The sequence below is a fragment of the Pseudomonas sp. IPO3749 genome, from assembly GCF_013386605.1.
Taxonomy (GTDB): domain Bacteria; phylum Pseudomonadota; class Gammaproteobacteria; order Pseudomonadales; family Pseudomonadaceae; genus Aquipseudomonas; species Aquipseudomonas azotoformans_A.
This window is the reverse complement of record NZ_JACARN010000080.1, coordinates 1-12,871: the sequence shown is the minus strand read 5'-3', so window position 1 is coordinate 12,871 and position 12,871 is coordinate 1. Positions and strand designations below refer to the sequence as shown.

General features: G+C 59.0%; 14 protein-coding genes. 12 read left to right on the top strand and 2 right to left on the bottom strand.

The window, feature by feature from the left end; all coding sequences use genetic code 11:
- Nucleotides 1-5 precede the first annotated feature (5 nt).
- The 7 genes from HX812_RS27055 (at nucleotide 6) to HX812_RS27025 (ending at nucleotide 6,899) form a co-directional block, all read left to right on the top strand.
- A complete protein-coding gene (locus tag HX812_RS27055; RefSeq protein WP_038848943.1) occupies nucleotides 6-419 on the top strand; it encodes a TIGR03750 family conjugal transfer protein in 414 nt (137 codons plus the stop codon).
- On the top strand, nucleotides 416-1,057 hold the full coding sequence (locus tag HX812_RS27050) for a PFL_4703 family integrating conjugative element protein (protein ID WP_016978885.1): 642 nt from the start codon (nucleotides 416-418) through the stop codon (nucleotides 1,055-1,057). The genes HX812_RS27055 and HX812_RS27050 overlap by 4 nt, the downstream gene beginning before the upstream one ends.
- On the top strand, nucleotides 1,054-1,866 hold the full coding sequence (locus HX812_RS27045) for a TIGR03749 family integrating conjugative element protein (RefSeq protein ID WP_016978886.1): 813 nt from the start codon (nucleotides 1,054-1,056) through the stop codon (nucleotides 1,864-1,866). Before HX812_RS27050 ends, HX812_RS27045 begins: the two co-directional genes overlap by 4 nt.
- Entirely contained in the window at nucleotides 1,856-3,373 is a 1,518-nt protein-coding gene (locus tag HX812_RS27040) for a TIGR03752 family integrating conjugative element protein (protein WP_016978887.1), read from the top strand. The genes HX812_RS27045 and HX812_RS27040 overlap by 11 nt, the downstream gene beginning before the upstream one ends.
- Entirely contained in the window at nucleotides 3,336-3,752 is a 417-nt protein-coding gene (locus HX812_RS27035) for a TIGR03751 family conjugal transfer lipoprotein (RefSeq protein ID WP_038848940.1), read from the top strand. The genes HX812_RS27040 and HX812_RS27035 overlap by 38 nt, the downstream gene beginning before the upstream one ends.
- The gene (locus HX812_RS27030) at nucleotides 3,752-6,502 is read left to right on the top strand and encodes a conjugative transfer ATPase (protein ID WP_016978889.1); all 2,751 of its coding nucleotides are present in this window, start codon (nucleotides 3,752-3,754) and stop codon (nucleotides 6,500-6,502) included. The genes HX812_RS27035 and HX812_RS27030 overlap by 1 nt, the downstream gene beginning before the upstream one ends.
- A gap of 124 nt (nucleotides 6,503-6,626) precedes the next feature.
- Entirely contained in the window at nucleotides 6,627-6,899 is a 273-nt protein-coding gene (locus HX812_RS27025) for an HU family DNA-binding protein (RefSeq protein WP_016978890.1), read from the top strand.
- 134 nt (nucleotides 6,900-7,033) lie between these two features.
- On the opposite strand, the gene HX812_RS27020 is transcribed toward HX812_RS27025, so the two are convergent.
- Nucleotides 7,034-7,306 carry a LasR-specific antiactivator QslA gene (locus HX812_RS27020; protein ID WP_038848938.1) on the bottom strand — a complete coding sequence of 91 codons (273 nt, stop codon included), beginning with the start codon at nucleotides 7,304-7,306 and terminating at the stop codon, nucleotides 7,034-7,036.
- A 168-nt stretch (nucleotides 7,307-7,474) separates the two neighbouring features.
- Between HX812_RS27020 and HX812_RS27015 the strand changes: the two genes are divergently transcribed.
- From HX812_RS27015 to HX812_RS26995, 5 genes are all read left to right on the top strand, one after another.
- The gene (locus HX812_RS27015) at nucleotides 7,475-7,729 is read left to right on the top strand and encodes a helix-turn-helix domain-containing protein (RefSeq protein ID WP_003174132.1); all 255 of its coding nucleotides are present in this window, start codon (nucleotides 7,475-7,477) and stop codon (nucleotides 7,727-7,729) included.
- A 104-nt stretch (nucleotides 7,730-7,833) separates the two neighbouring features.
- Nucleotides 7,834-8,790 (top strand): TIGR03756 family integrating conjugative element protein, encoded by a 957-nt coding sequence (locus HX812_RS27010; RefSeq protein ID WP_025999943.1) that lies wholly within the window; start codon nucleotides 7,834-7,836, stop codon nucleotides 8,788-8,790.
- The gene (locus HX812_RS27005) at nucleotides 8,787-10,169 is read left to right on the top strand and encodes an integrating conjugative element protein (RefSeq protein ID WP_025999944.1); all 1,383 of its coding nucleotides are present in this window, start codon (nucleotides 8,787-8,789) and stop codon (nucleotides 10,167-10,169) included. Before HX812_RS27010 ends, HX812_RS27005 begins: the two co-directional genes overlap by 4 nt.
- 3 nt (nucleotides 10,170-10,172) lie before the next feature.
- Entirely contained in the window at nucleotides 10,173-10,481 is a 309-nt protein-coding gene (locus tag HX812_RS27000; RefSeq protein ID WP_016978894.1) for a hypothetical protein, read from the top strand.
- Nucleotides 10,482-10,491: 10 nt separating this feature from the next.
- Nucleotides 10,492-12,033, top strand: a complete 1,542-nt coding sequence (locus tag HX812_RS26995) for a conjugal transfer protein TraG N-terminal domain-containing protein (RefSeq protein WP_016978895.1) — start codon at nucleotides 10,492-10,494, stop codon at nucleotides 12,031-12,033.
- Here HX812_RS26995 and HX812_RS26990 read toward each other — a convergent pair.
- Nucleotides 12,022-12,420: a DUF3742 family protein gene (locus tag HX812_RS26990; RefSeq protein WP_038848934.1), complete on the bottom strand. Its 399-nt coding sequence runs from the start codon at nucleotides 12,418-12,420 to the stop codon at nucleotides 12,022-12,024. The genes HX812_RS26995 and HX812_RS26990 overlap by 12 nt on opposite strands.
- Between the last annotated feature and the right edge of the window lie 451 nt (nucleotides 12,421-12,871).

Below are 12,871 nucleotides of genomic sequence, written 5' to 3'. Positions count from 1 at the left end.
TTGGCATGAACAACGCTATCGAACGCCTTGCCGACGGCACCTTGGTCTTTCTGCCGGAGCGACTCAATCGTGATCCCGCCGTACTGCGCGGGTTGACCAATGATGAGATGTGGATGGCGCTCGGTGCCGGCGCAATCATTGGACTACTGCTGGGCGTTCCTCTGGTGATCGCCACCGCCTCCATTGCCGTAGCGCCGACCAGCATGATCGCAGGCATGACGGTGGTGCTATTTGCCGGTGGCACACTACTGCGTCGGGCCAAACGGGCCCGCCCCGAGACCTGGCTGTACCGCAAACTCGAATGGATACTCGCCAGCCGTTGGCGCCTGGGTCGCGGCAGTCTGATTCTCCACTCCGGCGCCTGGACGGTTCGCCGTTCGCGTCGACTGCGCCCTGCCCTGTCTCGGTGGCAGTCATGAGCCGATTTCGAAACAAGGTCGATGCCCAACAGGCCCACATCTTCAGCCTGCGCCTGGCGGTAATGATCCTTGCCCTGGTCTGTGCCGGGCTCTGGTACGGCTGGCGTTCGGCACCGACCGATCTGACCGTGCATGTACCACCGGATCTGCGTTCGGGCAGCACTCGCAAGTGGTGGGATATCCCCTCAGAGAATGTCTATGCCTTTGCCCTCTACATCTTTGGCCAACTCAACCGCTGGCCCTCGGATGGCGAGCAGGATTATCGCCGCGCCATCTATGGCTTGCAGTCCTACCTGACCCCCGCCTGCAAGGCCTTCCTCGACGGCGACTACGAGTACCGCAAGGCCGCCGGCGAACTACGCCAGCGGGTGCGTGGCGTCTACGAAATTCTGGGCCGAGGTTACAGCGAAGATCCGGAGCTCAGGGTCAAGCAACTCGACCGCGACAGCTGGCTGGTCAAGCTCGACCTCAACGCCGATGAGTATTACGCCGCCGAACCGGTGAAGCGGGTGGTGGTGCGTTATCCATTACGCGTGGTGCGTTTTGATCTTGATCCCGAACGCAACAAGTGGGGACTGGCACTCGATTGTTATCAGGGCACTCCGCAAAAAATCTCCCTGCCTGGAGGTGAGCCATGAAGCGGATGTCTACCCTGGGACTCACCGTCGTAATGATGCTATGGGGAGTTGCGGCGCAGGCCGTCGAGCTGATGCACTGGGAACGCCTACCCCTCGCGATCCCTCTGATGATCAATCAGGAACGAGTGGTCTTTATCGATGAGGATGTTCGAGTCGGCGTGCCCTCAACCCTGACAGGTAAGCTGCGCGTGCAATCAACTGGTGGCACGCTGTACCTGCGCGCGTCGGAAGCCATTGCACCGACCCGACTGCAACTGCAATCAGTCACGACGGGCGAGATCATCCTTCTAGATATCGCGGCCACACCCGGCGATCAACCGCTGGAGCCCGTGCGTATTCTCAAAAATGCTCCGGTGCAGACTACCGAGACGGAATCTAGCACCGTCCCTGCTCCAGATCGTACGCCAATCCCAGTCGTTTTGACGCGCTACGCCGCACAGAGCCTATACGCGCCGCTGCGCACTGTAGAATCCCTGCCCGGCGTACGCCGCGTATCGCTCAAGCTGCGCACCGAACTGCCAACCCTGCTGCCGACCGAAAACGTATCCAGCACACCTATCGCCGCCTGGCGGCTCGGTGATTACTGGGTGACGGCGGTGAAGTTGCGCAATCGTGGTTCAGAGACGGTACAACTCGATCCGCGTCGGCTTCAGGCCAAGCTGTTCGCTGCGGCTTTCCAGCATGTTTTTCTCGGACCGGTCGGCAGTGCTGAAGACACCACGATCGCCTACCTCGTCACTCGCGGTGCCGGCCTCGAGCACGTCGTGCTGCTCTCACCCGTTGATCGAGGTGCGGACGATGAAAGCTAACGCCTTGCTCAAATGGCTGGTACCGGCTGCGCTGCTGGCCGTGGTGTTGATCATCCTGAAAACCTGGGTCGCGGGTGGCAGCACGCCTTCTCCAGAAAACCCAGTTGATCAGGACAACCTTCAATTATCCACCGAGCAAGCCAAGTCGCTCGGCATTGCTGGCGATACTCCCCGGGATACGGTCGCCACCCTGGTCGGCCAGGTGAAAGCCATGCGCAGTGACATGCTCGGTTTGAAGAAACACAATGACTCATTGCAGACGGAAAACAACCGCCTTCGCGAGCGGGAAAACAGTGTCGATTCGCGTATCCAGACTGCGCTTGGCAGCGTAACCCAGCAGGTCGACGAAGGCCGCCGCCAAGTCAACGAGGCCCGACTCAAAGCGGAACAAGACAGTCGTCAGGCTCGCGGCCTGCTGACGCAATTGCAGGAACAGTTGTCGGGGCTGACCGGCAAAAGCAAGGACATGCCGATCGGATTGGGGCTTGAGCCCGACGACGGCGCTCAGTTTGAAGGGCGACACTCTACCAATGATGCGCTGCAGTGGATTGAACCCTCGGACGTTCCGTCCACAGATGCCCAAGGCAAAACCAAGACCTCCCGAGCATTGAGTCTGCCTACTACCTTCAACTCACTGGAAGGCATGAAAGATAACGCCATTGATCGCAGCCAGAAACAACTACGTGCAGCAATCCAGGGTGAACGTGACCTGACGAGATCCGTGGATCGTACCGAAGGCGCGAAGCCGGTCTACACGATCCCCGAAAACGCGACGCTGATGGGCTCGGTCGCCATGACCGCGCTGATCGGCCGAGTCCCGGTGGACGGCACCGTGAATGACCCCTATCCCTTCAAGGTGCTGGTCGGCCCGGAGAACCTGACTGCCAACGGCATCGACCTGCCGGACGTCGCGGGGGCCGTGATGAGCGGCACGGCGTCCGGGGACTGGACCCTGTCTTGCGTACGCGGACAGGTCGAGTCAATCACCTTTGTGTTTACCGATGGCACCATCCGTACTGTGCCTCAGCCGAAGGCGGTAGCCAGCCGCAATGCCTCCACCACCCAGAGCTCGAACACCGACAAGATCCGCGGTGGACTCGGTTATCTGTCCGATCCGTATGGCATCCCGTGCATCGCTGGCGAGCGCCGCTCGAACGCCCAGCAGTACCTCGGCAGCCAGAGCCTGATCACTGCGGCCGGCACCGGTGTCGCCGCCTTGCTCGGGGATGAGCAGAACAACAGCAGCGTGATCAGTTCGGGCGGCAGTACGCTCGGGGTCACCAGCAGCACGGGCAACAGCGCGCTGAACTCAATCCTCAGTGGTGGGGTCAGCGACATCCGCGAGTGGATCAACAAGCTGTATGGCGAGGCCTTTGCTGCCGTGTACGTGCCACCGGCCGCACAGGTCGCACTGCACCTCGACCATGAGATCACCATCGACTACGAGCCCAAGGGCCGGAGCGTTCGCCATGAAAAAGACCATGTTTCCCTGCCTGACCTGGATTAGCGTGTTCTGCTGGGTCCTGACGGGGTGTTCCACCGACAAGGAGACACTACTGCCCCATGGCGAGCAAACCATGCTGGACATCTGGAACAGCGCCGGTTCGCAAGGCACTCAGCAGCAACTACTGGATGCTCGGCAGCAGTTACGCCGTCCGCTCGCCCAGGCGAATTTATCCGCTTATCGCCAAGAACCGTACACGCGCACAGCGACGAACGAGATCCAAAATTTGTTCCCTCGCCTGCCCAATCCTGATCTGGTGCTGTACGTGTATCCGCATTTGAGTGGTACCGAGCAGGCACCGGTCCCAGGGTACTCGACTGTCTTTCCGTTCTACCAACGGGTGCAGTACGCATTGCCGGGTGAACGTCAGGAAGACTTGTAGTGCGTACTGGCGATTCGGGCAACCGCACTGCTGCGTGGAAAACTTGGCGCAATCCATTGCGCCCTCGCGCCACCCTGGCTGATGAAGCCGCACTGTACGCGCACAACCCCAGCTTCACCGATCACCTGCCGTGGGTCGAATACCTCGACACCGAACAGTGTTTTCTGCTCGATGACAATCGCTCGGTGGGTGCGGTGTTCGAGTTGCTGCCTATCGGCACTGAAGGGCGCGAACCCGATTGGTTGATGGCCGCCCGCGACGCACTCGAAGACGCCCTGCAGGATAGTTTTGATGAGTTGGATCAAGCGCCTTGGGTGGCGCAGTTTTTCTGCCAGGACGACAACGACTTCACCCCTTATCTGAACCGGCTCACTAGCTATATCCAGGACAGCGCGCGAGGGACGGTCTTCACGGAAGCGTGCCTAGAACTCACTCGCCGTCATCTGAAGGCCGTTGCCAAACCGGGTGGGCTGTTTGAGGACAAGGTCGTCACACGCCTCCCCTGGCGCGGCAATAACCGACGGGTGCGCCTGGTGGTCTATCGCTGGCTTGAGTCTGACGCTGAGGAGACGGGACTCACCCCGGTGCAAGCCCTGCAACAGGCTTGCGAACGTATCGCGGCTTCGTTGCAGGCGTGCGGGGTGCAATCGACGCGAGTCGATGGCCGAGGTCTGTATGCCTGGTTAGTGCCCTGGTTCAATCCAGCCCCCACGCTCACCGATGAATCGCCCGAGGAGTTCTACCGCCGCGTGGCCTATCCGGAGTCGGGCGGCGGTGAGTCGCTGGAACTGCCCTTCGACCATGACTTCGCCGAGCGGCTATTTTTCAATGAGCCGCGTTCGGATGTGCAGCGCGGACTCTGGTTTTTTGACGATCAGCCCCACCGGGTCATGGTAGTGGACAAGCTGCGCCGAGCGCCCTTGATTGGTCAACTCACCGGAGAAACCCGCAAGGGTGACGCGGTGAATGCCCTGTTCGACCAGTTGCCCGAAGGCACGGTGATGAGCCTGACCTTGGTGGTCAAACCACAGGATGTGCTCGAAGAGCAGTTGAACCGCCTAGCGCGCAAAGCCATCGGTGAAAACCTGGCCTCGACTCAGACCCGCCAGGATGTTGAAGAGGCTCGCGCGATCATCGGCCGCCAGCACAAGCTGTACCGGGGAACCCTGGCATTTTACGTGCGCGGTCACGATGAACAGCAATTGCACCAGCGCTCGGTCAGCCTGGCCAACGCACTACTGGGTGCGGGCCTGCAACCGGTACGTGAAGGCGATGAAGTCGCCGCCTGCAACAGTTACCTGCGTTGGTTACCAATGGCTTACAACCCGGCCCGCGACACGCGCAACTGGTACACCCGCCTGATGTTCGCCCAGCACCTGGCGAACCTGGTTCCGGTGTGGGGCCGCAGCACGGGCACCGGCCACCCGGGGATCACCCTGTTCAATCGTGGTGGCTCGCCGTTGAGCTTTGATCCGTTGTCACGCCTGGACCGTGCCATGAACGGCCATCTGTTGTTGTTCGGCCCCACCGGTGCCGGCAAGTCGGCCACCCTGGTCACCCTGCTGATGCAGGTCATGGCGGTGTACCGCCCTCGCTTATTTATCGTCGAGGCCGGCAACTCATTCGGCTTGCAGGGAGACTACTTCGCGACACAAGGCCTCTCCGTCAACAAGGTCCAATTGAAACCTGGCGCCTCGGTCAGTCTCGCCCCCTTTGCCGATGCCTGGCGCCTGGTCGAGCAACCGGATCAGGTGGCGAGTTTATCGATCGATGAGCTGGACGATGAGGCGGTAGCCAGTCGGGAAGACCAGCGCGATGTTCTCGGCGAATTGGAAATCACCGCTCGCCTGATGATCACCGGCGGCGAGGCCAAGGAAGAGGCGCGCCTGAGTCGAGCCGATCGCAGCTTGATCCGCGAGTGCATTCTTGATGCGGCGCAGACCTGTGTCGCGGCGGGTCGCCAGGTACTGACCCGCAACGTGCGCGACGCCTTACTGCGCGTCGCCGCTGACACACACTTGCCGGAGAAGCGTCGCGAGCGTGCCCAGGAAATGGGTGAGTCCATCGACCTGTTTTGCCAAGGTTTCGAGGGTGAACTGTTCGATCGCGAGGGCACGCCTTGGCCCGAGAGCGATGTGACCATTGTCGATCTCGCCACTTACGCTCGCGAAGGCTACGAGGCGCAGATGTCCATCAGCTACATCAGCCTGATGAACACCGTGAACCACCTAGCCGAACGCGACCAGTACCTGGGAAGGCCAATCATCATGGTCACCGACGAAGGCCATATCATCACCAAAAACCCGCTGCTGGCGCCCTTCGTGGTCAAGGGCACGAAGATGTGGCGCAAGCTCGGCGCTTGGTTCTGGCTGGCGACGCAAAACCTTGCCGACTTTCCCACGGCCGCGCAGACCATGCTCAACATGATCGAATGGTGGATTTGTTTGAACATGCCGCCGGCGGAAATCGAAGAGATTGCTCGCTTCAAGAAGCTTTCACCGGCGCAAAAAGCCTTGTTGCTCTCTGCCAGCAAGGAGCCGGGTAAATTCACCGAAGGGGTCGTGCTGTCGAAGAAGCTCGAAACGCTGTTTCGGGCCGTGCCGCCCAGTCTTTATCTCGCCCTGGCCATGACGGAACCGGAGGAGAAGGCCGAACGCTGGACTTTAATGCAGGAATACCAGTGTTCAGAGCTAGAGGCGGCTTTTCGGGTAGCTGAGCGCATTGACCAGGCCCGTGGAATTTGGAGGTAAGTATCGATTTGAAGCCCCAATAGCGTTACATCTACACAGGGCTGGAGAGCGGTTTTGTGCTGGATATGCCCGAACTATCTGAGTAAATTACTCGTCACCATTCAGCCAGCAGAAGGAGTCATACATGAATAAAAACGATCTCGTCGAGGCCATAGCGAGCTCCGCCGACCTTCCGAAGTCCACTGCCGGACGCGCGCTGGAAGCCCTCACAACCATCATATCCACTGCGTTGCAAAGCGGTGAGAACGTCACCTTGGTTGGTTTTGGTACCTTTACGGTGAAAGCGCGTGCAGCGCGCGACGGCCGTAACCCTCAAACTGGGGCCACCATCAAGATCGCAGCCGCGAAGACGCCTAGTTTCAAAGCCGGTAAGTCGCTGAAAGACGCGGTTAACTAGACGTTGGTGGCGATTACCCAATACCAACTCTGCGAGGGCGCTGGTATTGGGGCTTCAGTAGCCGAAACGCTTGCTTGCTGAACTCCGGAAGCCGTTTAGCCATGAGTATGAACGCGTCTTAAACGTCGTTTTTCTCAGCTTTGATTGGGGCTGGGTGACACACCGCTTAGCCGCTGCTGAATCCTCAACAAGAATCCGGCTTCAAAGGCATCCTGGCAGTCACCGACAGGAAAGGTCTTACGTGTTTGCGCCAGCTCCCACCACAGCGGAATCTCGCCGGGCGTATCAAGCCAAACCTGAGCGCATTGCACGCCACGTTCGATCATCGGAGCAAATTCGTTGCCCCAAGGTGTCAGAAGACTTGGACAACCATCCGCCGCGGGAATTGAAATGTAGTTTTCGTCCATACACACCCTAGAGTTCTGATTTTATTGTTAGACGCTGGACCCAGCCTCGAAATCTTAACGACACCAAATGAACGCTCGATAACAGGCCTGAACACCAAATGGCTAGATCAATGTCAATGTAGACTATATCCCGTGGATTGAGAGTCCCTCAAGGCGCAATTTGCGCGCATGACTCAAGACTACGAACAACTTCGTCTGCAGCTGGCGGAAAACATCCGCTTGATGCGGCGCGTAAAGAACCTTACCCAAGAGCAGCTCGCGCTCATGGCGGAGGTGGATCGCACCTACGTCAGTCAAATCGAACGATGCACGGGCAATCCGTCGCTGTTAGTCCTGTGCAAGCTCGCCAATATTTTCGAAATTACCGCAGATCAGTTACTTGTGGAACCCGATATCCTGCGCAGCGCCCTTCACGTCAAATAATAGTCTCACTGCTCACAAACCCGATAGATCCGCCTTCATAATTTCCACTGACAGTCTTCAGTCTCTAACCGAACCTGCCCAGGCATACACCGAGAGCCTGGATCATGCCTGTTGTCTGCTCGTCAATCCCGCCCACAAAGTTACGGCCCTTAGCGCTAAGCATCCTGCTGACGTGCGGCCCAAGCGTGGCGCTGGACAGCGGCAGCATCACGTCCTCTGTGCTTTCTCCAAACTGTCTCGAATACAGGGTCGTCGGCATTTGTTTCTGGCTCCTCTGCACGCCCTTCGGTTGTACAGTCAAAACCTCGACCAAGGTGCGTCATTTCATTCCTGAACTCGTGGTCTCAAGCTACTCCACCACGGGCAATAACCCCTGGACCGAGATGGCCACCCTCTCCTCTCCCGTCAGCGGTGCGGAAGGTGGCGGCAACCTGATCACCCCAAACACCCACCGCGATAACCTGCCCCGCTTCAAGAACGTCGATGGCATCGGCCACCCCGGTGGCTGGCTCGCAACGCAACTGGCTTCGCAATCCGGCTACGCCTGCGCCAGCGGCGCAACTGCGGTCATGCCCTACTACCTGAGCACCCTGGACTCACTGGCCTGGCGTCATGGCATCCCGGAAAGCTTCTACCCCGAGTCGCTCATGCCGGGGACCCGTGAAGTCGGTCGTCCGGCTTCGGGAAACATGTGGGGCAATGTTTATCCCCGGCAGGGCTTTCTGGTACAGCCCGACGATTTCAAGGCGGCCGCCGTCATGGCGCAACGGGCCGGCGATGTGATTACCCGCAACGGGCAACCGCATGTGTACTTACCCCTCACGCCCGCCAAACGCGACGGCTACTGGCCGCCTAGCCCGATCGTTGAAAACGACGCTTCGACCCACAAATGGCAATTGCTCTACCCTCGGACTCAGCCTACGTGTGCCATCTTCCCCAGCGATCCGGTACAGAGTGCGGATGGAGGATACGCCTGGTCGCTGTGGCGTCCCTATAGCTGCTGCAAACGTGAAGGTCAGACCTTTCTGTTCAGCATCGACTTCGAAGGAGGTGCTTCATGAGTCGGCTTCTCGCACGACCATGGTTGGGCGTGATGAGTCTGTTGCTCTGCGGACTGCTCGTCATGGCCACACATGCCCACGCTGCCGAGGGCGATTACCGCCTGGGCACTCAAGGCGAAGTACTCGACGACCGAGTGATGTACACCATTGGTGGCGGCTCGGCAGTTGGCTCTCCGAGTTCGCTCTACCGACCCAGTGGTCTCGGAGTCGGCGGGTCATGGCGAGCGAACATGATGTGCGGAAACATGAGCCTCACCAACACCCTGCAAAACCAACTGAACGGTGCCACCGAAGGTTTCCAGCAGATCATGGGCAGCATCGTGCAGAACGCGACCCAAGCCGTGATGTCTCTGCCAGCATTGATCATCCAGCGCGCCAACCCTGGTCTCTATGAGTTGCTCAGTAACGGGGTGATGCAGGGGCGTATCGACTTCGACCGCTCCAAGCTGACCTGCCAGGCCATGGCCGAGAAGATGGCGGACAAGGTCGGTCAAGCCAGTTGGGGCGCGCTGGCCAAGAACCAGGAAATGCAGGGCAATCTGGAGCAAACCGGCGGTGATGCGGTGGCAGCAGTGAAAAACACCGAGGCCCATAACGGCAACAATGGGGTGGCCTGGGTCGGCGGCTCAAAGGCTGGTGGTGATGAGCAGACGCCCATTCGGGTGACCGCCGACGTGGTCCGTGCAGGCTATAACCTGCTGCATAACCGTATGGTGGATGACAGTGCCTCGATCAGTAGCAGTGATTGCCTGGGAGGGGCTATTTGTCAGACCTGGGCCTCACCGCAGGAAGAATCTGAGTGGGCTGTTCGCGTGTTGGGCGAGAGCGAAGTCGCGACCTGCGACAGCTGCGAAACCCTGCGTGCGACCGCTGGCAGCGGATTGACGCCGCTGATCCAGGAGGCCTACAGCGAACGCCTCAAGGCCCTGCAAGGTTTGCTGTCGGGCTCTCTGCCGCCTACCCCTGACAATCTGACTAAAGCCTCCAGCCCGATGCTGCCGGTGACCCGTGGTGTGGTTGAAGCCCTGCGCGACGATCCCGACCAGGATCTGCTGGCGCGACGCCTGGCCAGCGAGACAGCCTTGTCCAGCGTACTCGACAAGGCATTGCTACTGCTGCGCACGCTGCTGGCGGGCAGTCACGAACCGAACATCGCCTCCGCCGAGCCGGCTCAAACCGCCTTGACGAAAAACATCGACGCTCTGGAGCGCGAAATACGCCTGCTGCAGACCGAACTGCAGGTCAGGCAGATGCTGGCCACCAACACCGCCAGCCTGGTGCTCGATCGGCATGCCGGTGGTGCCGATGCTTCGCGTACCGTCGAGCAAGGAGATCCTGAGCCGGGCCGACTCAATGATGCTGACGCTAGGCGCAAGTGAGCCATGAAACGCTCACCGCGATTCACTCTGTTTTCAGGTCTGGGGATTGCCGCAGTGATGATGCTGACCGTCGCGCTGGTCGCCTGGACCGGCCGCACTGCGCTGGATAGTGTCGAGGTCTGGCAGCAGGCATTCGAATCCGCACGGCCTTATCTGCGGTGGTGGCGCGCCCTGCTCTACGCCGCTCTCTTTGCGCTCTGGTGGGATCTGCTTCGGCGCTACCGATATCGACCACAGGATCGACTGCGCGTGAAACGCATCGGGACATTAGGGCTCGTGCTCTTTACCTGCGTCGAACTCACCCGACTGTGAGGTCACCACCATGCTCATGAGCACCAACAGCTACCTGGAGTTTTACCTCTCCCTGCTGTCCTGGATCATCAACAACGGCCTCTGGAGCGTCCTGTCCGACACCGGGCTATTCGCTGCACCCTTTGGTGCGATCATCTTGCAGGAATGGCTATCGGCCCGTCAGCAAGGCGCGGATGAAGGTAACAAGGGACTGCTCTCAGTTCCGCGGATCGAGAACCGGTTGTGGCTGGCCTACATCGTGGTGTTGTTCGGCTGCGCGCCGGTCTTTCCGTTGAGCCTCTCGTCAATGACGTTCGATGATGCGGCGAGCCAGCGCTGCGGCGTGAGTGTGGCCCAACCGACGGAAACCGCCTGGGGGACGACCTTCAATACCATCGGCGAACGCTCCGCCAACGTTCCGATCTGGTGGTTTCTGGTGCATGCCTTGAGCAAAGGGGTAACCGCGGCGGCCACCGCTTCCATTCCCTGCACACCGGATATCCGACAAATGCGTATGGAGATCGACAGCTCGCGTATCGACAGTCAGGTACTGCTGCAGGAAGTCGCCGATTTCACTCGCGACTGCTACGGCTATTCCCGCTCTCGGCTATTCACCAACCGTCCGCTGTTGGACAAGGTACAAAGTCACGACGCCTCCTGGATCGGCTCAAGCTATTTTCTCGACACACCCGGCTACTACGATACGGATCGCTCACGCACACCGAGAGTCAGCTGGCCGTATGACGACAACCGCGATGTTTCCTTGCCGCGGCTGGAGAATGGCGCGGGCTACCCCACCTGCAAGCAGTGGTGGAGTGATAGCGGTGTTGGCTTGCGCGAGCGCTTGATCGAGCAGGTCGACCCCTCGCTGCTGACTCAGCTGAAAGGTTGGTTGACTGGGCGTTCGAGCAACGAGATCGAGGATGCCACCCTGCGCGAGCTGGTCAGCCCGCGCCAGCAATCGATGTCCATGTCGCCCGGACAGGTGTATCAGGACTACGGCTCCAGCGCTCGTGGCGGTTCGATCAATCAGGGGCTCAATAACCTAGCCACCAATACCGGGCTGGCCCTCGGTTCCTTCAGCAACTTCCCGGCAATGAATGCACTACGCGCCGCCTTGCCGATGGTGCAGGCGTTCCTGATCATGGGCGTCATCATCAGCTTGCCGCTGATCCTGCTGGTCAGTACCTACCAGTTGAAAACTGTCATGACCGTGACGTTCGCGCTGTTCACCTTACACATGCTGAGCTTCTGGTGGGAACTCGCTCGCTGGGTCGACTCCAGCATGCTCGATACGCTGTACAACCAGGTTTCGGCTTCCAATCAAGTGCTGTTATCGCTGCCCACATCCGGCTTCATGGATGGAACCGTCACGGCACAGGTGATCGAGTATGTGATGGGGGCGATGTTCATCGTGCTACCAATGCTGTTTCTAGGGGCCATGAGCTGGGCAGGATATTCAGTCGGCAACGGGATTCAGGGCATGTTGGCGAACGGTAGCAAAGCCGCAAGTGATTCAGCGAGCAAAGGTACGGATCAAATATTGGGTGCTGCTAAACGTTCAATTAGATGACTTGCTGTCGCCTATATAATGCCCATTGTCATCGAAGTCACCGATGTAGAGATCAGCACCTAGGTAGTCTGGTCCTGGACTTTCCTCTTGATGATCGGAACCAACAAAAGCCCTGAACCATAGCAAAGTGATGACAGCCAGCATCATCACAAAAAAAGTAACCAGCCAAACACTGACAAAGAGCAATCCTCCGATCAATGCCAGTTTGGCAATCAGAAAGCTCCCGCGAACAAGTAATTTACCTGCGGGCATACCTGCCGTCACCGCACGCTCAGCCAGGCGGGACTCAAACGCTTTCAATTTGCGATAACCACGCTTTACCGACGTGCCACATGCGTACGCCCAGCTGTGGCCACGTGAATTCTGAACAGGTTGCTGAGTCGGCATGCTCTCGCCCTCTTCTGAGCGTTTTCATGGTTGAGACAGGAGTAACAGCCTACTACTGAAAACTGTCCGTGCCTGACCGTTTATCAGTTTGCCCAGCCGAAAAAATCTTCACTGGAAGACAGAAGACAAGCCCCGTGAAAAAGCCTATCTACAGTGATTGACCCAGATAAATCGTCCAGCTAAATACAAGGTACGGATCGCTGTTATCGACAGCACTTTCCCAGGTAGCCAGAACCTTCAAGGCTCCGTCACTTCGATGATGGTTCTCCCCAAGTGCGATTAGCGTTCGGTGGCTCGCACGGTGACCGTTGCTACGGTGATGAACGCCTACTGCTCTCCTGAGCGCCTTTCGAGCGCTGCTCGTGAGATAAGCCCTCTTGATTTTCTTCAACCCACTGCGGGGAAATCTTTCCCCGCACAGGGCAGGTTTCTTGGCTCTTCGCATTTAAGG

Bases quoted from the DNA above. Each gene is read 5' to 3' on its own strand.
- HX812_RS27010 (WP_025999943.1), top strand. From the start codon at position 7,834: ATGCCTGTTGTCTGCTCGTCAATCCCGCCCACAAAGTTACGGCCCTTA.
- HX812_RS27000 (WP_016978894.1), top strand. From the start codon at position 10,173: ATGAAACGCTCACCGCGATTCACTCTGTTTTCAGGTCTGGGGATTGCC.
- HX812_RS27040 (WP_016978887.1), top strand. From the start codon at position 1,856: ATGAAAGCTAACGCCTTGCTCAAATGGCTGGTACCGGCTGCGCTGCTG.
- HX812_RS27005 (WP_025999944.1), top strand. From the start codon at position 8,787: ATGAGTCGGCTTCTCGCACGACCATGGTTGGGCGTGATGAGTCTGTTG.
- HX812_RS27035 (WP_038848940.1), top strand. From the start codon at position 3,336: ATGAAAAAGACCATGTTTCCCTGCCTGACCTGGATTAGCGTGTTCTGC.
- HX812_RS27045 (WP_016978886.1), top strand. From the start codon at position 1,054: ATGAAGCGGATGTCTACCCTGGGACTCACCGTCGTAATGATGCTATGG.
- HX812_RS26990 (WP_038848934.1), bottom strand. From the start codon at position 12,420: ATGCCGACTCAGCAACCTGTTCAGAATTCACGTGGCCACAGCTGGGCG.
- HX812_RS27020 (WP_038848938.1), bottom strand. From the start codon at position 7,306: ATGGACGAAAACTACATTTCAATTCCCGCGGCGGATGGTTGTCCAAGT.
- HX812_RS27050 (WP_016978885.1), top strand. From the start codon at position 416: ATGAGCCGATTTCGAAACAAGGTCGATGCCCAACAGGCCCACATCTTC.
- HX812_RS27015 (WP_003174132.1), top strand. From the start codon at position 7,475: ATGACTCAAGACTACGAACAACTTCGTCTGCAGCTGGCGGAAAACATC.
- HX812_RS27055 (WP_038848943.1), top strand. From the start codon at position 6: ATGAACAACGCTATCGAACGCCTTGCCGACGGCACCTTGGTCTTTCTG.
- HX812_RS26995 (WP_016978895.1), top strand. From the start codon at position 10,492: ATGCTCATGAGCACCAACAGCTACCTGGAGTTTTACCTCTCCCTGCTG.
- HX812_RS27025 (WP_016978890.1), top strand. From the start codon at position 6,627: ATGAATAAAAACGATCTCGTCGAGGCCATAGCGAGCTCCGCCGACCTT.